Annotated in this window: 17 protein-coding genes and 1 riboswitch; of the genes, 6 read left to right on the forward strand and 11 right to left on the reverse strand. The window is 45.1% G+C overall.

Annotated elements, in window-relative coordinates; translation table 11 throughout:
- Positions 1 to 46 precede the first annotated feature (46 nt).
- Both nirB and cobA read right to left on the reverse strand, forming a co-directional pair.
- A complete protein-coding gene (gene nirB, locus AWH66_RS19275) occupies positions 47 to 2,602 on the reverse strand; it encodes a nitrite reductase large subunit NirB (RefSeq protein WP_063606504.1) in 2,556 nt (851 codons plus the stop codon).
- 17 nt (positions 2,603 to 2,619) lie between these two features.
- Complete coding sequence (cobA, locus tag AWH66_RS19280) at positions 2,620 to 3,426, reverse strand: uroporphyrinogen-III C-methyltransferase (RefSeq protein WP_240495642.1); 807 nt, start codon at positions 3,424 to 3,426, stop codon at positions 2,620 to 2,622.
- Between the two features lie 427 nt (positions 3,427 to 3,853).
- Here cobA and AWH66_RS19285 point away from each other — a divergent pair, with 427 nt between their 5' ends.
- The 3 genes from AWH66_RS19285 to AWH66_RS19295 all read left to right on the forward strand — a co-directional run bounded on the left by AWH66_RS19285 (position 3,854) and on the right by AWH66_RS19295 (position 8,563).
- Complete coding sequence (locus tag AWH66_RS19285; RefSeq protein WP_063606502.1) at positions 3,854 to 6,370, forward strand: molybdopterin oxidoreductase family protein; 2,517 nt, start codon at positions 3,854 to 3,856, stop codon at positions 6,368 to 6,370.
- A 166-nt stretch (positions 6,371 to 6,536) separates the two neighbouring features.
- The gene (locus tag AWH66_RS19290; protein WP_063606501.1) at positions 6,537 to 7,199 is read left to right on the forward strand and encodes a potassium channel family protein; all 663 of its coding nucleotides are present in this window, start codon (positions 6,537 to 6,539) and stop codon (positions 7,197 to 7,199) included.
- Positions 7,196 to 8,563, forward strand: a complete 1,368-nt coding sequence (locus AWH66_RS19295) for a TrkH family potassium uptake protein (RefSeq protein WP_063606500.1) — start codon at positions 7,196 to 7,198, stop codon at positions 8,561 to 8,563. Before AWH66_RS19290 ends, AWH66_RS19295 begins: the two co-directional genes overlap by 4 nt.
- A gap of 48 nt (positions 8,564 to 8,611) precedes the next feature.
- Here the strand turns inward: AWH66_RS19295 and AWH66_RS19300 are convergent, their stop codons facing one another.
- On the reverse strand, positions 8,612 to 9,598 hold the full coding sequence (locus AWH66_RS19300; protein ID WP_063606499.1) for a glycosyl transferase family protein: 987 nt from the start codon (positions 9,596 to 9,598) through the stop codon (positions 8,612 to 8,614).
- Positions 9,599 to 10,033: 435 nt separating this feature from the next.
- On the opposite strand from AWH66_RS19300, the gene AWH66_RS19305 reads away from it, so the two are divergent.
- Both AWH66_RS19305 and AWH66_RS19310 read left to right on the forward strand, forming a co-directional pair.
- Positions 10,034 to 10,804, forward strand: a complete 771-nt coding sequence (locus AWH66_RS19305; RefSeq protein ID WP_063606498.1) for a glycoside hydrolase family 16 protein — start codon at positions 10,034 to 10,036, stop codon at positions 10,802 to 10,804.
- A gap of 169 nt (positions 10,805 to 10,973) precedes the next feature.
- Positions 10,974 to 11,777 carry a Cof-type HAD-IIB family hydrolase gene (locus AWH66_RS19310; protein ID WP_063606497.1) on the forward strand — a complete coding sequence of 268 codons (804 nt, stop codon included), beginning with the start codon at positions 10,974 to 10,976 and terminating at the stop codon, positions 11,775 to 11,777.
- 41 nt (positions 11,778 to 11,818) lie between these two features.
- On the opposite strand, the gene moaE is transcribed toward AWH66_RS19310, so the two are convergent.
- The 5 genes from moaE to moaA all read right to left on the reverse strand — a co-directional run bounded on the left by moaE (position 11,819) and on the right by moaA (position 14,563).
- Positions 11,819 to 12,277, reverse strand: coding sequence for a molybdopterin synthase catalytic subunit MoaE (gene moaE / locus AWH66_RS19315; RefSeq protein ID WP_006072953.1), 459 nt, complete (start codon positions 12,275 to 12,277; stop codon positions 11,819 to 11,821).
- Position 12,278: 1 nt separating this feature from the next.
- Positions 12,279 to 12,524: a molybdopterin synthase sulfur carrier subunit gene (moaD, locus tag AWH66_RS19320; protein WP_063606496.1), complete on the reverse strand. Its 246-nt coding sequence runs from the start codon at positions 12,522 to 12,524 to the stop codon at positions 12,279 to 12,281.
- The gene (gene moaC, locus AWH66_RS19325) at positions 12,521 to 13,000 is read right to left on the reverse strand and encodes a cyclic pyranopterin monophosphate synthase MoaC (RefSeq protein ID WP_006072951.1); all 480 of its coding nucleotides are present in this window, start codon (positions 12,998 to 13,000) and stop codon (positions 12,521 to 12,523) included. The genes moaD and moaC overlap by 4 nt, the downstream gene beginning before the upstream one ends.
- Positions 13,001 to 13,016: 16 nt before the next feature.
- Positions 13,017 to 13,529 carry a molybdenum cofactor biosynthesis protein B gene (gene moaB / locus AWH66_RS19330; RefSeq protein WP_006072950.1) on the reverse strand — a complete coding sequence of 171 codons (513 nt, stop codon included), beginning with the start codon at positions 13,527 to 13,529 and terminating at the stop codon, positions 13,017 to 13,019.
- 44 nt (positions 13,530 to 13,573) lie between these two features.
- Positions 13,574 to 14,563: a GTP 3',8-cyclase MoaA gene (moaA, locus tag AWH66_RS19335; protein WP_063606549.1), complete on the reverse strand. Its 990-nt coding sequence runs from the start codon at positions 14,561 to 14,563 to the stop codon at positions 13,574 to 13,576.
- Positions 14,552 to 14,689, reverse strand: a riboswitch (molybdenum cofactor riboswitch). It overlaps the preceding gene by 12 nt.
- A 171-nt stretch (positions 14,690 to 14,860) precedes the next feature.
- On the opposite strand from moaA, the gene yvcK reads away from it, so the two are divergent.
- On the forward strand, positions 14,861 to 15,745 hold the full coding sequence (gene yvcK / locus AWH66_RS19340) for a uridine diphosphate-N-acetylglucosamine-binding protein YvcK (protein ID WP_063606495.1): 885 nt from the start codon (positions 14,861 to 14,863) through the stop codon (positions 15,743 to 15,745).
- A 63-nt stretch (positions 15,746 to 15,808) separates the two neighbouring features.
- Here yvcK and luxU read toward each other — a convergent pair whose 3' ends face one another.
- The 3 genes from luxU to uvrB all read right to left on the reverse strand — a co-directional run bounded on the left by luxU (position 15,809) and on the right by uvrB (position 19,713).
- Positions 15,809 to 16,156 (reverse strand): quorum-sensing phosphorelay protein LuxU, encoded by a 348-nt coding sequence (gene luxU / locus AWH66_RS19345; protein ID WP_063606494.1) that lies wholly within the window; start codon positions 16,154 to 16,156, stop codon positions 15,809 to 15,811.
- Positions 16,153 to 17,550 carry a quorum-sensing sigma-54 dependent transcriptional regulator LuxO gene (luxO, locus tag AWH66_RS19350; RefSeq protein WP_063606493.1) on the reverse strand — a complete coding sequence of 466 codons (1,398 nt, stop codon included), beginning with the start codon at positions 17,548 to 17,550 and terminating at the stop codon, positions 16,153 to 16,155. Before luxO ends, luxU begins: the two co-directional genes overlap by 4 nt.
- Positions 17,551 to 17,682: 132 nt before the next feature.
- The gene (gene uvrB, locus AWH66_RS19355; protein ID WP_063606492.1) at positions 17,683 to 19,713 is read right to left on the reverse strand and encodes an excinuclease ABC subunit UvrB; all 2,031 of its coding nucleotides are present in this window, start codon (positions 19,711 to 19,713) and stop codon (positions 17,683 to 17,685) included.
- Positions 19,714 to 20,247: the final 534 nt, after the last annotated feature.

Raw genomic sequence — 20,247 nt, forward strand, 5'->3', positions numbered from 1 at the left:
TCTCCTTAACTATCAAATTTCATCCGCCTATAGCGAAGCAATGTCGTTAAACTTCAACAACATCAATACGTTGCTCCAAAACAAGCGCTTGTTTCTTATTATTAGTTGGGAATCTTTGTTGGCGAATATTGACAAACTGAAGGTTACCATCCAGCTCATCGGTATTAATAAAGTGTTGGAATCGTTTAAGTTTCTCTGGATTTTCTAGTGTAGTTTTCCACTCACACTGATACTTACCGACATTGGTAGCCATGTCTTTTTCCAGCTCATCGGCGAGGTGCAATTTATCGTCGACAATCACTTTTTTGAGGTATTCAATGCCGCCTTCTAGGTTTTCAAGCCACACAGAAGTTCGTTGTAAACGGTCCGCAGTGCGGATGTAAAACATCAATAGACGGTCGATATAGCGAATCAGTGTTTGTTCATCAAGATCAGTGGCTAGCAAGTCGGCATGACGAGGACGCATTCCGCCATTACCACACACATACAAGTTCCAACCTTTGTCGGAGGCAATTACACCAATATCTTTCGACTGAGCTTCTGCACATTCACGAGTACACCCTGAGACCGCGAACTTCAACTTGTGGGGTGACCTTAGTCCTTTGTAACGATTTTCAATGTCAATAGCTAAACCTACACTGTCACCGACACCATAGCGGCACCATGTGCTCCCCACACACGATTTCACCGTACGTACCGATTTGCCGTAAGCGTGTCCGGTTTCAAATCCGGCTTCCACCAGTCGTTTCCAAATCAAAGGCAACTCATTGAGTTGTGCCCCAAACAAGTCAACGCGTTGACCTCCGGTAATCTTGGTGTATAGGTCGAAATCTTTGGCTACTTGACCGAGAACAATCAACTTATCTGGTGTGATTTCACCACCAGCGATACGAGGAACCACCGAATATGTTCCATCTTTTTGCATGTTACCCAGATAGATATCGTTGGTATCTTGAAGCTCCATGTGTTGCTCTTCTAGAATATAGTCATTCCAAAATGACGCTAAAACTGAGCCCACTGTTGGCTTGCAAATCTCACACCCCAAGCCAGAGCCATGGCTTGATAGTAATTCATCGAACGTCTTAATTTGGTTAACGCGAATAATGTCGCTGAGTTCTTGACGGGAATAAGCAAAGTGCTCACAAATATCGTTGTTCACTTCAACGCCGAGGTTCATCAACTCGCTATCGAGTACTTGTTTTGCTAACGCTGAGCAGCCACCACAACCTGTCGATGCATTAGTGGTATCTTTTAGAGCAGCCATCGTGTTACAACCACTCGCCACCGCTTGTTTGATATCACCTTTTGTCACATCAAAGCAGGAGCAGATCACCGCAGAGTCCGGCAGAGCATCTACGCCGAGTCCTGCTGAGCTATCGTCAGCCACATTCGGCAGAATTAATACCGACGGGCTGTCTGGGAGAGCCATGTCGTTTTGTTTGAGTTGCAATAAACTACCGTAGGCGTCAGCATCCCCTACCAAAACAGCACCTACAATTTTACTGCCATCCTCAGACACAATTAGCCGCTTGTAGACTTGCTCAATTTCGTCATTGTAGGTGTATGACTGCGCACCAACTGTTTTTCCGTGAACCTCACCGATACTCGCAACATCAACGCCCAACAATTTAAGTTTGGTGCTCATATCTGCACCAGTAAATGCCAGTGGCTCCAATGAATCGGTCATTTGGCTAGCTGCGACTTTTGCCATTTGATAACCCGGAGCAACAAGCCCGAAGATCTGATTTTGCCACAAAGCACATTCACCAATCGCATAGATATCCTCGACGCTGGTACGACATTGATCATCAATTACGATTCCGCCGCGCGGCCCTATCTCAATATCCGCTTGACGCGCTAACTCATCTTGAGGACGAATGCCGGCCGAGAAGACAATAAGGTCGGTTTCAAGGTAAGTACCATCAGCAAAATTCATTCGATAGCGAGCCTGCTCACCTGCAATAATTTCAGTAGTCGCTTTATCGGTGTGCACCGATACGCCTAAATCTTCAATTTTCCTGCGCAACAATGCGCCGCCACCTTCATCAAGCTGCACCGCCATAAGACGCGGGGCAAACTCCACCACATGCGTATCTAAACCAAGGTTTTTAATCGCGTTAGCGGCCTCCAAGCCGAGTAATCCACCTCCGACAACGACGCCCGTTTTACTGACTTTACTGCCCGACTCGATGGCATCTAGGTCTTCAATAGTGCGATAAACATAGCAATGCTCTTGGTCATTACCCGAAATGGGCGGTACAAAAGGAAATGAACCCGTGGCAAGTACCAACTTATCGTAACTCTCCTGACGCCCACTTTCGGTTGTCACCTGCTTTCGGTCCGTATCAATCGAGACAACTTTGTCGTTTAAGACATAGTTAATCCCATGATCCTGATAGTAAGTTTCATCGGTGAGTGCAAGGTGCTCAACACCTTTACCGTCATCAAAATAGCTTGTGAGCTGCACGCGGTCATAAGCAAGTCGTGGCTCTTCTGAAAATGTGATAATTTGCGACGACTCATCGTTTGCAGCAATCACGCTATCAATGAACTTGTGGCCTACCATTCCGTTACCGACCACCACAATCCTTTGTGTTTTCATAATGCTTCCTTTAATAATTAAGCTGTCAGCTGTAATTTGTGTTGTTGGTTTTGTTTTGATGCGTCCATCGATACTCGTTCGTTGAGTTGTGACAGCCACTGCATTTGCTCAGCAACTTTGACCACTTGGCCGATTACGATGAGAGCGGGCGACTGAATTTGGTGGTGATCTCTTAACTCGACAAGCTCATCCAAACTGCCCAGCGCCGTTCTTTGTGTTGAGCAACAGCCGTTTTCAATTAACGCTACAGGGGTAGACGCCGATAAACCTGCATCTATAAGAGAGCTCGCAATCATCTCCGCTTTGCTTAATCCCATGTAGATAACGAGAGTTTGATTCAGGTCAGCCAGTGCTTTCCAATGTATGTCCAACTCCTTTTCGGCATGGGCGGTGATAAAAGTACACCCTTGAGCTAAACCGCGATGAGTAAGCGGGATATCAGAGTATGTGGTACACCCCGAAGCAGCCGTAATGCCAGGAATAACATCAACATCAAAGCCTTGTTTTTTGAGTAGTAGCATTTCTTCTCCGCCACGACCGAATATAAAGGCATCGCCCCCTTTAACTCGGCAAACTCGTCCACCTCGATGGGCATAGTCGATTAAGGTTTGGTTAATTTGCTGCTGGGTATAGCTATGGCAACCCTTAGCTTTACCAACATAAACCTGCTCGCTGTTGGAGGGAAAAAGTGCCTTGATCTCTTGGCTAACGAGATTGTCAAAGATAATGACATCAGCGGATTGGATTGCTCGAAGAGCCTTAACCGTGAGCAAATCAGGATCGCCCGGTCCAGCACCCACCAATGAGATATGATTACTTCTCATACTATTTCCTTGCATGGCATTTCTCCTTATAGCCAGGCGAAATTTTTTTATTCGCTTGCCAACTTAGAGGCAATAAGGATGCCAGCGATGATAATAGCCTTGTGATTTTTTCAATATTCCCTTTAAAAACAATTAAATATAAATCAAAGCTTTATTTTAGAATGACAAGAACATCACCCACAAAAACCCAATTAGAGAAGATTTTGAGCATTTTTAGTGCGATAAATCCCAAAACAGTGCAAATAAACAACAAATGACTGATATTTTGCCAAAAAAACCCATATACCACTTTAGTGGTATATGGGTTAACTAACTGTATTAGTTAACTATATTTAGGATAAATACATATTTAACCTCACAATCACTCGATGGCGCGCGTTTTGCTTTCAGTAACAATTAATGGAAATTATCAGCAAGGATAAAAGTTATGAGTAAAGAAGGCTGGATTAAGACAACATGTGCCTATTGCGGAGTCGGTTGCGGTGTTGAAGCGAGACCAAAAGCAAACGGTCTTCTGGAAATAAGAGGCGATAAACAGCATCCCTCCAATTATGGCAAACTGTGTACCAAAGGAATCGCACTTGGCGATACGGTCATTACCGACGGTCGCCTTTTATCACCAATCCATCGTACTCGCAGCATTGATGCTTTAGAGGAAAGGTCTATGACTTGGGATGAGGCGACGTCGCTTGTCGCTGAGCAATTCCAGAAGACCATTCAACAACATGGCCCTGATTCTGTCGCATTCTATGTCTCAGGTCAGTTGCTCACTGAGGACTACTATGTCGCCAACAAACTCATGAAAGGCTTTATCGGCAGCGCCAATATCGATAGTAATTCTAGGTTATGTATGGCCTCAAGCGTCGTCGGCCATAAACGTGCTTTCGGCAGCGATACTGTCCCCGTGGTCTATGAAGATGTCGAACTGGCTGACTTGGTTGTCATTACTGGTTCTAACTTGGCGTGGTGCCATCCGGTCCTTTTTCAACGCTTAAAGACTGCTAAGCAGAATAATCCAAATATGAAAGTGGTGGTTATTGACCCTCGTGAAACCGCTACTTGTGAGCTTGCCGATCTACACCTCGCCATTCATTCTGGCAGTGATGTTGCTCTGTTCAACGGACTATTGAATCATCTCTCATTGACGGAGCAGCTCAACGCAAACTACATAGAAAACCATACGCAAGGGTTTAATGACGCGTTAACCGTTGCGAAGCAGACGGTCGACGTTGGTTCCATCACAGGGCTAACTCAATTCCAACTTGAGGAGTTTTATACTCTGTTTGCTAACACCCCAAAAACCGTCACCATCTATTCGCAAGGCGTTAATCAATCCAGTAGTGGCTCGAACAAAGTCAACAGCATTCTAAACTGCCATCTAGCTACAGGTAGAGTTGGACAGCCAGGCATGGGGCCCTTCTCTGTCACAGGACAACCTAATGCAATGGGAGGAAGAGAGGTAGGTGCACTGGCAAACACATTAGCAAGTCATATGGAGTTTGATAATCCACAGCATCACTCATTAATTAGTGAGTTTTGGCAAACCTCCACTCTTGCCACCGAGCCAGGCCTTAAAGCCATCGACCTGTTTAACGCAATCGAAACAGGAAAAATCAAAGCGATTTGGATCATGGCAACTAACCCCATGGTGAGTCTACCTAGCTCAGAAAAAATAAAATCAGCGCTACAAAAGTGCCCGTTTGTGGTGGTCTCAGATTGTATTAAGGAAACCGAAACCGCCCAACTAGCTGACGTGCTTTTACCCGCACAAGGTTGGAGCGAGAAATCGGGCACGGTCACCAATTCTGAGCGCCGCATTTCAAGACAACGTCGATTGCTTCCCAGCCCTGGCATGGCTAAACCTGATTGGTGGATAGTGAGCAAAGTGGCAATGGAAATGGGTTTCACAAACGCTTTTGATTATTTACATGAGGGGCAAATCTTCAACGAGTATGCTCGCATGACGACCTTAGGTAATGAGGACGGTCAACAGCGTGACCTGACATTAAGTGGGTTAACTCGGTTGGATGACAAAGGCTATAACACGCTTGTTCCGCAACAATGGCCAGTGTTAACGTTACAAACCGATATCGTCAACCAGCGGCTGTTTAACCAACATCAGTTTTATACTGCTGACCAAAAAGCACACTTTGTCGCCACGAGTTATCAAGCCCCACAACAAACAACCAGCAATGCGCTGCCTATCTTGCTTAACAGTGGCCGGACGCGAGATCATTGGCACACCATGAGCCGCACTGGATTGTCACCTCATCTGGCCTCTCATACTCCAGAACCGTTTATAAGCCTGCACCCTGATACGGCGCTCATGTGGGGACTTAAATCCGGAGACATCGCAGAACTCTCCAACCCACACGCCAACATTCACATGCGGGTGGCGGTAGATTCCGGCGTGACTCCTGAGCAGGCCTTTGTACCCATTCACTGGAACTTAGCAACAGCCAGTAATGCAAAAGCGTGTCAACTCATCTCGCCCAATACTGACCCTTTTTCTGGTCAACCTGAATTCAAACATACACCAGTATCAATAGAACTTTGGCCAAAACAGTGTGAAGCGCTGGTCATCAGCCGTACTCCGTTAAACCTCATTGACATGGATTACTGGGTGAAACAGAAGGTTGAATCTGGCTACTTGTATCGTCTCGCCTCGAAATGTGATGCCATGTCGCTCATCGTAAAGCTCACAAACATCATTGTTGTAGAGAACAACAAAACACTGTCATTTGATAGTGGTATCACGGATTTGGAACATCGCAAGGCGGTCATTAGCGCCAATGTTATGCAGCGAGGCTTTATCGTGAAAACTACGATACAAGAACACGACCTAGACTGGCTGACATCTTTGTTTGAGCAACCAGTCAACGACCATCTGGAAAGCCAATTTATGAGTCGAACCGAATATCCTCAACACGGCAGAATCCAATAGAGCATTGACCTGCCTACATTTTAGGCGCTTAATGTACGTTTAGGTGAACAGTTGTCATTGTCAGATAACACTGAGAATCTTATCCGATAATTAATACTATATTTAAACGACAGCCGCCTAGCGTTAAGCTCCGAATGCATAAAAACAAAGTAAGCAGGTAGATATTATGAAAGCAGTGACCAAACAATACGCCGTTATTGGTTTAGGGCGTTTTGGCATGAGTATCTGTAAAGAGTTATCTGAAGCTGGTGCTCAAGTTCTTGCAATCGACATCAATGAAGATCGTGTAAAGGAAGTGTCTAAAATCGTCGCACAAGGCATCATTGCCAACTGTACGATAGAAGAAACCGTTGAAGAGCTCAGACTGAACGAGTTCGACATGGTGATGGTATCCATTGGTAATGACATCAATGCCAGTATTCTCACCACACTGGTGCTTAAAGAAGCCAAAGTGAAGAAAGTGTGGGTTAAGGCGAATGACAAGTTCCAGTACAAAATCTTGCAAAAGATAGGCGCGGATAAAATCATCATGCCTGAAAGAGATATGGGTATCCGAGTAGCGCAGCGTATGCTCGATAACCGAGTGATTGCTTTCAATGAACTAGGAAGTGGCTTAGCGCTAACGGAAATCGTCGTTGGCAATAAGTTAATGGGCAAAACTTTGGCTGACATCGCCATTTGCCAAGCTAGCAATATTAAAGTGCTGGGATTCAAGCGCGGTCCTGAGCTGAATGCCAACCCTAAAATGAGCCAAACACTTGAAATTGGTGACATGATCATTGTTGCTGGCCCAGAAAAAGACCTGCACGAAAAGATCAGATTGTCATGAATCGTCGTTTCCAGAAAGGTCTGATTTACCCGATTAAACTCAATAAGAAATCAGCGGTACCGTCAGAGCCTTACCTTATTGTAGCGAGCTTTCTGGCGGTTTTAGTGCCCTCTGCTTTGCTGCTGACACTCCCCGTCTTTTCGGTTACCGGATTGAGCTTTACCGACGCCTTCTTTACGGCGACATCCGCTATCAGCGTGACTGGACTTGGCGTGGTCGATACTGGTCAGCATTTCACGACTTCAGGGAAAGTGTTGCTGATGCTGCTGATGCAAATTGGCGGCCTTGGGCAAATGACGCTTTCAGCGGTTTTACTCTACATGTTTGGTGTTAGATTAAGCCTGAAACAGCAAGCCTTGGCTCAAGAGGCGCTTGGCCAAGATCGCCGGGTCAATATTAAAGGGTTAGTGAAAAAAATCATCATTTTTGCCTTCATTGCCGAAGCTATCGGCGCAGCTGTCTTAGCAATGCGTTGGGTCCCCGAAATGGGCTGGTCTCAAGGGGTGTTTTATTCGATCTTTCACGCGATTTCCGCCTTTAATAACGCCGGCTTCGCGTTATTCTCAGACAGTATGATGAGTTTCGCATCAGAGCCAGTCGTCCTGCTGGTTCTATCTGGGTTATTCATCTTCGGTGGGTTGGGCTTTACCGTGGTCAGTGATCTTGCGATCAACGGTAAGAAAGGCTTTTCTAGACTGGGACTACATACAAAGATCATGCTCACTGCCACACCCATCTTGTTATTGGGCGGCACACTATTTTTCTTCTTACTAGAACGCACTAACCCAGAAACTTTGGGAGCTTTACCTCTTGGTGGACAATGGCTCTCTGCTTTCTTCCAATCGGCAAGTGCTCGTACTGCTGGCTTTAATAGCGTCGATATCGCTCAGTTTGGGCAGCCTGCCCTGCTGATTATGATTATCTTAATGCTGATCGGTGCAGGCTCAACATCGACAGGTGGTGGCATTAAGGTATCGACATTCGCAGTTGCCTTTTATGCCACATGGGCGTTCTTAAGACAGAAGCAATACGTGGAGATCTTTAATCGCACTGTTAGCTGGCAGACCGTCACTAAGTCGCTAGCAATCATAGTAGTGAGCGGCGCTATTTTGACTATCGCCATGTTCTTACTGATGGTCACCCAACAGGCCAAATTTGAACAAGTGTTGTTTGAAACCATATCGGCATTTGCTACCGTCGGGCTAACAGCAGGGTTAACTGCTCAACTCAATAGCGAAGGTAAGTGGATTATGATTGTCGTGATGATCATTGGTCGAGTCGGGCCGCTTACTTTAGCGTACATGCTAGCCAGACCAAAACCAACGTTACTAAAATACCCTGAAGACAACGTCCTGACGGGTTAATAGCGTTAAACTAAAACAGGCGCGGTCTATGACTGCGCCTGTTTGTTCTTAACAACTTGAGTGTGGGGTCTCGCAGTAACCATTCCAATACTGGTTCGCTTTCTCGGATGCTTGTTGCCAATCACCTGAAATTGAAAACAGTGCTGCAGTCAATGTAGATACAACCGTATTTGCCATCAACTGCATTTCTTCTTGCGGAGTCTGTAATGGACAGCATTGTGGAAGCACTAACTCGGCCATATTCTCTTCAACGTACTCAGATTGAATCGTATCGGATTCGACCCACCACACAGTTTGGCTTACTTTCGGATTATATTCCGTTTCACCACCTTGTCCCTTGAACGAGAGCATTCGTTGATAGTCATTGTTGTCTCGCCCATGTCGAGCGAGAAGATGTTCGACTTTGGCATGCAGCTCTTGGAAACCCGGGTGAAAACTACCTCGCATGCCAAAAGGTGCATTCGCTGGGTTCAGGGCTCGAATAACGGTATTGATCGGTGTTCTTAGGCCGTAGCGATGCTTCCAATCCAACATTTTCTTGGCGAGCGGACAAAAGTGGTTCAGCGGTAAATAGGCAATATTATCGCGGTCAAGAAGTTGCTGTGCATGTGCTAAATCCTCCGCTTTGGAGATATTAAGTGCACTCAAACAGTCTTTTGCATGTAAGCGGTCACTTTCTTTATCCAAGTCGCCATGCAACACCACCCGCACACCATGTTCCGCCAAAATGCTCGCCGCAATAAGGTGCCAAGGTTTCCCCGATGATTGCCCTACTCTTTTACCCGCATATAATGGCCAGTCGAAATCAGCGCTAATATCTGGGTAATGAGGTTTTAAACCTTCCACGAAGCCCGCGATTTCCTCAGGGGTTTCATCGCGCACGCGGATAAGCATCATCAGCATTGCCATTTGATCATCGCCAATTTGTCCATCGACAAACTCTTCCATCACTTGCTTAGCTTGTTCCTGAGTTAACGGACCACGTCCACGAGACCCACGGCCGACCGTGCGAATACACTCTTTAATAATCGACAAACTTAATCCTTTTTATATGTACTGACTCACCCATTGTAATCCAAGAATTAGCCATCGCCACAACATATCCCCTCACCCAATAGAAAAAAGGTGCGCCTCGAATGAATGAGAACGCACCGTCGCCAACTGATTATTAGTGAGACACTTTATGTCACGTTTCTTATTTAGAAGTATTCAAGTCATTGCAAGAACATTGCCAGTTGTTAAAGCCCTTAAATATCATTAAGTTAAATCTATTTCTTTGTTTTTACCACATCCTACTGTGAACTAGCATCATGCAGTTGCACCAATAGTGTGAATCTTAACTTTGTTGTTTCTCAAAACTGTTACAGCGCTCTAATGGATCGTCAGTCACCCACAACTACCATAAAAAGCGAGCCATAACAGCAAATTCAACGCGAGATGGAAAGCTCTAACCAACGAAAGGACTCAATAATGAAAACAACGACTACCACTCTTGCTATGGTGTGTCTTGCCACTTCTGCCGAGGCTGGAAAAGTATTTGACGACCCGCTGACTTCATTAGACACCAATCGTTGGTTTATCGCCGATGGATGGGAAAACGGTTATCCGTTTTTAAATCGATGGCAACACGACCATGCCGTATTTAGTCCACAGGGATTGGCACTCAACTTATCCAATATCATCGACAGTCATGGTTATCCAGATATCATTTCAGGTGAGATACGCACCCAAGGCTTTTATGGGAACGGCTGTTTTGAGGTAGAGATGAAGCCTGTCAAAGCCGACGGTGTCGTGAGTGCGTTCTTCTTGTTTGCAGGTCCCTACGATCAGCCAGAAGGTGGCAATGGAATCCATAACGAAATTGACATTGAATTTATTGGACTGAACACCAACTTGGTACAGTTTAACTTCTGGAGTAACGACGATAGCTACGAGCAGCGTAATGAGTATATTCACTACCTAGATTTTGACGCCGCAGACGAGTTTCATAAGTACGCCATAGAATGGAATAGAAACACCATAAAATGGTACATCGACGATGAACTAGTATACAAAGTGCGCAATACTAAAACGCAACCTATTCCTAGCCAATCCGATACGAAACTGAGAGCGATGATGAATATCTGGGCCACAGCGCCAGAGCTCTCAAACTGGGCAGGATTGTACGATCAAAGTACTGGCGCTCACTATTCGGCTCACTATCGAAATTTCCGTTTCACACGCTCGAAATGCAATAACTAGCTATCTTTAAAGGTGATTGTGAGTGTGATAAGAACCCATTTACCCGACAACTAAACCGTCTGTAGTCAACGTGACCCAGTCATTAACTAAGATTCCAGTTTTTTACTTCACCATCGCGTTGATTTACGTATACTGCGCACGTCTCTTACCATTTGAACAGCGATAATATATGCACAATACAATCAAGTTTATAGCAACGGACATGGATGGCACACTGCTAGACCCTAATGGTCAACTGACTCCGGATTTTTTCCCTCTCTACGAGCGTATTAAAGAGCAAGGTATTCACTTTGCACCGGCTTCCGGCCGTCAGTACTATAGCCTTAAAGACATGTTTTCTTCTATTCAAGATGAGCTGATTTTTATCGCTGAAAACGGCACGCTGGTCATGCAAAACGATGAGGAACTTTACAGCTGCACGTTAGATACTGCGGCCGCAAAAGAGATCATCAAAACTGCCCGAGCTATAGATAATACGTATATGGTTCTATGCGGTAAGCACTCAGCTTATATTGAAACTCAGGATCCTAGAGCGCTTGAGGAGATCCGTAAATACTATCATCGATGCGAATATGTCGAAGACCTACTCTCTGTCGAAGACGATTTTATCAAGGTCGCTATCTGCAACTTTGACGGCGCGGAGCAACATGTCTTCCCAACCATCAATGATCATTTTGGCAATGAGTATCAAGTGGTGGTAAGCGCCAAAATCTGGTTGGATGTAATGAATAAAGAAGCCTCAAAAGGGGCTGCTATTCGTTTCTTGCAACAGCACTTAGGGTTTAAGTTTGAGGAAACAATGAGCTTCGGTGACTACTTCAATGACGTTGAAATGCTAAAAGAGAGCTACCACTCTTACGCTATGGACAATGCACATCCTGAGATAAAGAAACTGAGTCGCTTTATTGCGCCGAGCAACAATGAAGCAGGTGTCTTGAAAGTGGTAGATAAATACTTAGCCACCGTCGAGTGATACAAAAAGAGCATGTCATCGACATGCTCTTTTGATTTAGATTATTTTTCTTGCCAGCGCGCCGCCGCTTCGGCATCAGAGTCTCGTGACTCAACCCAACGCGTAGACTCTGTGGTTCGCTCTTTCTTCCAGAACGGAGCTTTGGTTTTAAGGTAATCCATTATGAATTCGCAAGCTTCAAACGCAGAGCCACGATGAGCGCTAGATACTCCAACAAATACGATTTGATCACCGGCATCCATATCACCCACACGATGAATCACACGAATACCATTTAACATCCAACGCTCTTCTGCCTCATCACAGATCTTTTCTAATGAACGTTCCGTCATTCCCGGATAGTGCTCTAGCGATAAACCGGTAACATTGTCACCTAAGTTCATATCGCGAACTTTGCCAGTAAAAGTGACAATTGCACCCGACGCTGTGCCTTCAGCCAACGCATCGTATTCAGCTCCCACTGAAAAGTCTTCGTGTTGAACGGAAACTCTTAAGGTCATGTTAACCTCCCGTTACCGGCGGAAAGAAAGCCACTTCATCGCCGTCTTGAACTTTCTCATCCAGAGCGACAATATTTTGATTAAGAGCAGCAAGCAACTTACCACTTTCAAGAGCTAGTTCCCACTTACCTTGCTGAGCCGCAAGATGGGCACGAATATCTTCGATAGTGACAAACTCAGCAGCAAGCTCCACACTGTCTTGACCAATCAGTTCACGAGTTTGTGCAAAGAAAAGTACTTTAATCATGATTCCACCTTGAAGTGTCCTGATTTTCCACCCGTTTTTTCGAGTAAGCGAACGTTTTCAATAACCATGTCTTTTTGTACCGCTTTACACATATCGTAAATGGTCAAAGCCGCCACAGACGCCGCTGTCAACGCTTCCATTTCTACGCCAGTTTTACCTGCTAGCTTACAAACAGACTCGATACGTACCTTGTTTTCCGCTTCGATCGCTTCCAGTTGTACTTCCACTTTAGACAGTAGCAACGGATGGCACAAAGGAATAAGATCCCATGTTTTCTTAGCCGCTTGAATACCAGCGATACGTGCAGTAGCAAACACATCACCTTTGTGATGGTTACCTGAAGTAATCATCTGCAGTGTTTCTGGTGCCATGTGAACAAAAGCTTCGGCTCTTGCTTCACGCACAGTCTCGGCTTTGGCCGACACATCGACCATGTTTGCTTCGCCAGAGGCGTTGATATGGGTAAATTCGGACATGACTTTCCCTAGATGATTACTTACTTAGATGAGGCATGAAGTTACATGGACGGTGGCTAGCATCTAGTTGCTGCTTGATAATCTTCGTCCAACCTGTGCGACATGCTCCAGTCGAGCCTGGCATCGCAAAGATAACTGTGTGGTTTGCAAAACCTGCGATAGCACGAGATTGAATAGTTGATGTGCCTATTTCCTCGTAAGAAACTGCGCGGAATAGCTCACCAAAGCCTTCCACTTGTTTGTCGAATAATGGAACGAGTGCTTCAGGCGTGCTGTCACGAGAAGTAAACCCCGTACCGCCCGTGATCATTACCGCTTGCACACTCTCATCTGCGATCCATTTCGACACAACTGCGCGAATTTGATAGATATCGTCAATAACGATTTGCTTATCCGCCAGAGTGTGGCCTGCTTCTTGTAGATTCTCTACTAAAAAGCGACCAGACGTGTCATTTTCTTCGGTACGTGTATCCGATACGGTTAGCACTGCGATGTTTGCAGGCACGAATTTGCTTTCTGCGTGACCCATGATTATTCACCCTATAAAATTTTTACGTATTTTTTCGCGGTCTATTAGCCGCCGATAGATGCCAAATGCGGCGTCATCCCTGAATTACCGTCATGCAGGAAATGACTGACTGATTTGGTCTGTAATTGTGCTTGAATTCGTTCGATCAAAGCGCTCTCTTGAGCGTCTTCTTGCAGTAAGTCGCGTAGTTCTACACCATGGTCACCAAATAGGCAGAGGTGCAGTTTGCCCATTGCTGAAACACGTAGACGATTACAACTTTCACAGAAGTTTTTCTCGTATGGCATGATAAGGCCGATCTCACCTTGGTAGTCCGCATGAACAAACACTTGAGCTGGGCCATCATTTTGACTACGAGCTTTCAAGATCCAACCGTTAGCAATCAGTTGATTGCGAATGTCAGTGCCGGACACATGATGCTTGTTAAATAGCTCATCCATCTCGCCAGTTTGCATCAACTCGATAAAACGCAATTGAATCGGACGATCTTTGATCCAGTTGAGGAAGGCGGGTAGCTCTTTGGCATTGAGATCTTTCATCAAAACAACGTTGACTTTGACCTGCTCATAGCCGACTTCAAACGCTCGGTCGATACCAGACATCACTTCAGTAAATTTGTTTTCACCGGTGATCTGGTGGAACATTCTCGGATCGAGACTATCTACACTTACGTTGATATTGGTAAGGCCAGCTTGACGCCATGTATCAACCTGCTTAGCCATTCGATAACCATTGGTCGTCGTTGCTACTTTCGTAATACCCGGTGTATTCGCTACCGTTTCAATGATCTGAGGGAAATCTTTGCGCAAACTCGGCTCACCACCAGTGATTCGTACTTTGGAAGTACCACAATCTGCAAACGCGGTAACCACGCGTTTGATTTCTGGAAGCGTCAAAAAGGCTGGTCGTTTTTGACCAGGCGGTTTGTAGCCATCAGGGAGGCAATATGTACACTTGAAGTTACAGACATCTGTAACTGAAAGACGCAAGTAGTAAAACTTGCGATTAAATTTATCTTCGAATTGTTGCGCCACGGAACACCTTTCCAAACACGGGAGGCATAATCATTTCCAATTATGCCCTTGTGACAAATTGTCACTGGCTCTAGAAGCTTATCTTTGGTTCGACTTAGCGTGTAGAGCTCGGAGTTATGGCAGTTACCGCATAATGAGTCGATAACAGCTTTTGAGTAAAATACTCAATAACGGTATGGTTTTCCAGCCTTCATGTCAAAAAACCTTACATATTCGTCATTTTTATTATAGTTGAGTATCTCAAATGAACAATTTACCCTATGTTACAAAGTTAAGATAACTCAAAAGAAGTATAAGATGAGCATATATTCATCAAAGAAAATCGTGGCCATTGGCGGTGGTCACGGGCTAGGTCGTATGTTGGCGGCTTTAAAGGAATTTGGCGAGAATGCTACTGGCATTGTTGCTACTACAGATAATGGTGGTTCTACTGGGCGCATCCGTGAATGTCAGGGCGGCATCGCTTGGGGTGATACTCGCAACTGTATCAATCAACTTATCACCGACCCATCTATTGGCTCCATGATGTTTGAGTATCGCTTTAAAGGTTCCGGCGATCTCAACGGTCACAACCTTGGCAACTTAATGCTCACTGCGCTGGATAACTTGTCCGTTCGCCCACTTGAAGCCATACACTTAATCCGCAAGCTTCTCGCGGTTGATGTCAATATTATTCCGATGTCAGAACACCCTTCCGACCTGACAGCACTTTCAGTCGATGGTAAATGGGTGACAGGCGAAACCTCCGTTGATGAGATGGAACAAGATTTACAAAGATTGGATCTCGACCCAGTCGTCCCTGCTACCAAAGAGGCAGTAGAGGCGATTGCTCAAGCCGATTGTATTATTCTCGGACCGGGCAGTTTCTTAACCAGCATTATGCCACCGCTACTGCTCGCAGATTTGAGCCAAGCGATCTGTCAGAATCAAACGGCAAAAGTCGTATTCGTAGAAAACCTATCACCCGAATATGGTCCAGCTGGCCGCATGACATTAGAACAGAAGCTGTTGTGGTGTGAACGTGCACTTCAAGGTAGAAAGCTGGATGTTATTTTGGGTGAAGAAGCGCACTCTGATATTTGCAATCAATGGAATTGCGTTACCCTTCCTCTGGCGTCGCCTAATAGAGATTGGCGTCATGACCGAGTAAAATTAAAGCACGCTATCGAATCACTGCTTTAATGATTGCCGCAAAAGAAACGGGGACACCAAATGGTACCCCCGTCTTGCAACTCGTCGATGATATTATTTGATCGACTCTAAGAACTCTATATAGCGGGAGTGTGTTTCCGAGAGATTCGCCAGCATACTGTCGACCTGAGCTTGATCTTCTCGTAATTTGCCGCCTTTCACTTGAGCGTCTACATCAATAGCAAACTCGCACAATGATTCAGCGCCGAAGCTGGCAGCACTACTCTTGAGCGCATGACAGATTTCCTTCATATGCGACATTTTTTCGGTTAAGTCACCTTTACTTAACTGCGCCTGATAAGTCACCAACTCTCCGGTGAAAATTCCTAGAAGAATAGGAATGTTATCTCGACCAATCTCGCGAGTGAGCTGCTCTACTTTTTCTCGATTCATAAACTTCATGCTTTCTTCTCGCTTGCATTCCATGCCTGTATTTTGCGGTAGATTGTCGAGGGACTCACGTCCAAGAATTTCGCTGCTTGAGGAATATTACCATCACACGCTTCTATCGCTTGCTCTATGGTTGTTTTTTCAGTTTTCCACAAAGGCTGAATGTCCTGTGGCCCAAATGACACGGATACTACATTACTTGAGGTTGCGGGCTTAACCGCAGGTTCATTCAACGGCGGTGGCAACATACTTAACTCAATTTCTTTGCCCTGATTCAATACCACCACATTACGCAATACATTCTGCAGTTGACGGACATTACCCGGCCACTCGTACTGAATGAAGCGGTCAATGACATCTTGAGCAAAACGCACAAAGCTTTTACCTTCTTCATGCGACATAAAGCCTAATAACGAGTAGGCAATTTCAATCACATCTTCTTCACGCTCTCGAAGCGGTGGCAAATGAAGAGGGATAACATAAAGTCGGTAGTATAAATCTTCTCTAAACCGCCCTTCTTGTACTTCTTTCCAAGGATCTCGGTTGGTCGCACATACGAAACGTACATCCACTTTCTTCATACGTGAAGACCCCACTTTTTGGAAGGTACCCGTTTGAATAAAGCGCAGTAGTTTAGTTTGTAGATCAAGATCCATTTCACAGAGCTCATCAAGAAACAGCGTGCCGCCATCAGCGAGTTCTGCCGCACCTTGTCGGTCACTTGCCGCCCCCGTAAAGGCACCTTTGACATGACCAAACAGCTCACTCTCAATAAGATCTTTTGGTATGGCGGCACAGTTGATCGCAATAAAAGGCTTATCGCCTCGTTTACTCGCAGCGTGGATCGCCTCTGCGCACACTTCCTTACCTGTACCACTTTCTCCAGTAATAAAGATACTGGCCTTACTGGAAGCGGCAGAGTCGATAGTGCGGTAAACCGCCTGCATGGGTTGGCTACTGCCAATGAATCCTTGGTAGTTTTGGCTACTGGAATCATTAATCTCATTACGTAGCTTAGAGGCTTTGCGAATGGCGTTGGTTACCGTCACGCGAAGTCGGTCGGCTTCGCACGGTTTGATTAAAAAGTCCTGAGCGCCATGCTGCATAGCGTCTACCGCGATATCGATAGAACCATGAGCTGTCATAAAGATGACAGGTACATCAGTATTGAACTCTTTTACAGCGTCCAATACATCCATACCCGTCATATCGGGAAGTCGTAAGTCCAGTAGAATGAGGTCAGGCGTCCGGTGCGCTAAACTCTGAATTGCATCTCTACCGTTTCCAACGATATTAATATCTATGCCTAATGGAGATAGATACGAGCGATACAGCGCAGCAACGGAAGCCGTGTCTTCTACCATAAGTAGATAGCGAGACTTTGGCTCGTCGAATAGTTGTTGCATAGTTCCTAGCTAACTGTTGATTATAATTTGGTCTTTATAAGAATATTCGCATTTTGCAATTTTTATCCAGTAAAGACCATTTTTATTTTGCTGTTTATATTTGCAACAGCCTATCAAACTCAACTAAAACTGTTAACTATTAGCAATAAAATGCTGTCTAAGTTTTTCTATTTCATCACGTTTTTCTGCTGCTAGTTCAAATTCTAGGTTCTGAGCATGCTGGTACATCTCTGCTTCGAGTTTTAGAATTTGTTTTTCTAGATCTTGAGGTGACAGTGCCACATACGCTTGGGAAGGCTCAGCCACTTTCGATAACGGTACTTGTTTGCCTTTCTTGGGCTTACCACCCTTGGCCACGCTGCCAATCTCCATAATATCTTTGATATTACGTTTCAAGGCCATCGGGACCATACCGTTTTCAACGTTATAAGCATGCTGCTTTTCACGGCGACGGTTGGTTTCATTAATGGCTTTTTGCATGGAATTGGTAATGCGGTCACCGTAAAGAATCGCCTTACCTTTTAGGTTACGCGCAGCTCGACCGATGGTCTGAATCAGGGAGCGCTCAGATCGCAAGAAACCTTCTTTGTCGGCGTCAAGTATGGCCACCAGTGACACCTCTGGCATATCCAAGCCTTCTCGTAGTAAGTTAATACCTACTAACACGTCAAACTCGCCCAATCGTAAGTCGCGTATGATTTCAGTCCGTTCCACGGTATCAATATCTGAGTGCAAGTAACGTACTTTGACGCCATGTTCACTCAAGTACTCAGTAAGATCCTCAGCCATACGTTTGGTTAGTGTGGTTACTAACACACGCTCATCTATCGCTGATCGAGCGCGCACTTCGGATAACAGATCATCAACCTGAGTAGCCACAGGACGTACTTCAATTTCTGGGTCAAGTAAACCGGTCGGACGAACAACTTGGTCAGCGACATCGCCATCCGATTTTTCCAGTTCATAAGTACTTGGTGTCGCCGAAACAAAAATAGTCTGTGGCGCGATCATCTCAAATTCATCAAACTTGAGGGGGCGATTGTCTAATGCTGAAGGTAATCGGAATCCATACTCCACCAGCGTCTCTTTTCTTGAACGGTCACCTTTGTACATAGCACCGATTTGAGGAACAGTGACGTGAGATTCATCGATAATCAATAAACCATCGGCAGGAAGATAGTCAAACAGCGTCGGAGGCGGCTCCCCCTCATTTCTTCCACTGAGATAACGTGAGTAGTTTTCAATACCAGAACAGAAGCCAAGTTCATTCATCATCTCAATATCAAATTGAGTCCGTTGCGAAATACGCTGTTCTTCTAGTAGCTTATTATTCTCTTTTAGATAAGTCTGTCTTGATGCTAACTCTACTTTGATATTCTCAATCGCATCTAAAATACGATCTCGAGGCGTCACATAGTGAGTTTTTGGGTAAATCGTATAGCGAGCAATATCTCGCTCAGTAATCACTCCGGTAAGAGGATCAAAAAGACTGATGCAGTCGATTTCATCGTCAAACATTTCCAATCGAACCGCTTCTTGATCGGATTCCGCAGGGAAGATATCAATGACCTCCCCTCTAACTCGGAACTGACCACGCTCAAAGGCCACATCATTTCGAGAATATTGCAGTTCGGCTAGGCGCAATAGAATATCTCGTTGGTCGATAACCGCACCTCGAGTAACGTGCAACATCATTTTCAAGTAAGAGTCTGGGTCACCCAAACCATAAATCGCCGATACCGAAGCCACAATGATGGCGTCTTTTCTCTCTAGTAGTGCTTTGGTCGCGGACAAACGCATTTGCTCAATGTGTGCATTGACTGACGCATCCTTCTCAATAAAGGTATCGGTGGTCGGCACATAAGCTTCTGGCTGGTAATAGTCATAATAAGAGACAAAATACTCAACCGCATTATTTGGAAAGAAGCCTTTCATTTCACCATACAGCTGAGCTGCAAGAGTTTTGTTTGGCGCTAACAGAATCGCTGGTCGCTGAGATTGCGCAATCACATTGGCAAGCGTGAACGTCTTACCTGACCCGGTCACACCAAGCAATGTTTGATGTGCTAAACCAGAATCCAGCCCATCGACTAGCTGCGCGATGGCGGTAGGTTGATCTCCAGAAGGTTGATAATCTGAAACCAATTCGAAGTGTTTTGCCATAATGCGATTCCCTTGTTAACGAACCTAGTATTTCACCCCTAGCCGACGTAATTTGCAACCTAAAGCTCGCTATCAGACAAACTTTTTGATATTGTATTCGCCCTGCTCGGCGTCACAGCCAACTAATTATTGTTAATTAATCCACGACTTTTCCCCAATCAACCGATAAAAGCACCTTATTCACACAAGTCTCAATTCTGACATTAATTTTACCTTCCTATTTAATCATATAAAATTCAGATAGTTACCATGAAAGTTTAAAACTTATTCACAGCCTCCTTTTCTCACATTTCACCTACTTCTAATTTGATACCGTGTAATTAACACATTTATCCACAAATTTGGTGGATAAGTAAAATAGCCTTATATCCAGCAAGGCATACAGAAAAGTAAAGTTTTTTCTCTGGATTTTTTTCTGCTTTTTTTGCAGAAAAATATTGACTCTATTTGGTGGGATAGCTAACATTCGCCCCGCTTATAGCAATTCCCCCTTAGTTCAGTTGGTAGAACGGCGGACTGTTAATCCGTATGTCG

The organism is Vibrio barjaei, assembly GCF_001639065.2.
GTDB classification, from domain to species: Bacteria; Pseudomonadota; Gammaproteobacteria; order Enterobacterales; family Vibrionaceae; genus Vibrio; species Vibrio barjaei.

What these genes read in the sequence shown, in the direction of transcription:
- AWH66_RS19290 (WP_063606501.1), top strand. Translation starts at nt 6,537, where the DNA reads ATGAAAGCAGTGACCAAACAATACGCCGTTATTGGTTTAGGGCGTTTT.
- uvrB (WP_063606492.1), bottom strand. Translation starts at nt 19,713, where the DNA reads ATGGCAAAACACTTCGAATTGGTTTCAGATTATCAACCTTCTGGAGAT.
- yvcK (WP_063606495.1), top strand. Translation starts at nt 14,861, where the DNA reads ATGAGCATATATTCATCAAAGAAAATCGTGGCCATTGGCGGTGGTCAC.
- nirB (WP_063606504.1), bottom strand. Translation starts at nt 2,602, where the DNA reads ATGAAAACACAAAGGATTGTGGTGGTCGGTAACGGAATGGTAGGCCAC.
- AWH66_RS19305 (WP_063606498.1), top strand. Translation starts at nt 10,034, where the DNA reads ATGAAAACAACGACTACCACTCTTGCTATGGTGTGTCTTGCCACTTCT.
- moaB (WP_006072950.1), bottom strand. Translation starts at nt 13,529, where the DNA reads ATGGGTCACGCAGAAAGCAAATTCGTGCCTGCAAACATCGCAGTGCTA.
- cobA (WP_240495642.1), bottom strand. Translation starts at nt 3,426, where the DNA reads ATGAGAAGTAATCATATCTCATTGGTGGGTGCTGGACCGGGCGATCCT.
- moaD (WP_063606496.1), bottom strand. Translation starts at nt 12,524, where the DNA reads ATGATTAAAGTACTTTTCTTTGCACAAACTCGTGAACTGATTGGTCAA.
- AWH66_RS19285 (WP_063606502.1), top strand. Translation starts at nt 3,854, where the DNA reads ATGAGTAAAGAAGGCTGGATTAAGACAACATGTGCCTATTGCGGAGTC.
- moaC (WP_006072951.1), bottom strand. Translation starts at nt 13,000, where the DNA reads ATGTCCGAATTTACCCATATCAACGCCTCTGGCGAAGCAAACATGGTC.
- AWH66_RS19310 (WP_063606497.1), top strand. Translation starts at nt 10,974, where the DNA reads ATGCACAATACAATCAAGTTTATAGCAACGGACATGGATGGCACACTG.
- luxU (WP_063606494.1), bottom strand. Translation starts at nt 16,156, where the DNA reads ATGAAGTTTATGAATCGAGAAAAAGTAGAGCAGCTCACTCGCGAGATT.
- moaE (WP_006072953.1), bottom strand. Translation starts at nt 12,277, where the DNA reads ATGACCTTAAGAGTTTCCGTTCAACACGAAGACTTTTCAGTGGGAGCT.
- luxO (WP_063606493.1), bottom strand. Translation starts at nt 17,550, where the DNA reads ATGCAACAACTATTCGACGAGCCAAAGTCTCGCTATCTACTTATGGTA.
- AWH66_RS19295 (WP_063606500.1), top strand. Translation starts at nt 7,196, where the DNA reads ATGAATCGTCGTTTCCAGAAAGGTCTGATTTACCCGATTAAACTCAAT.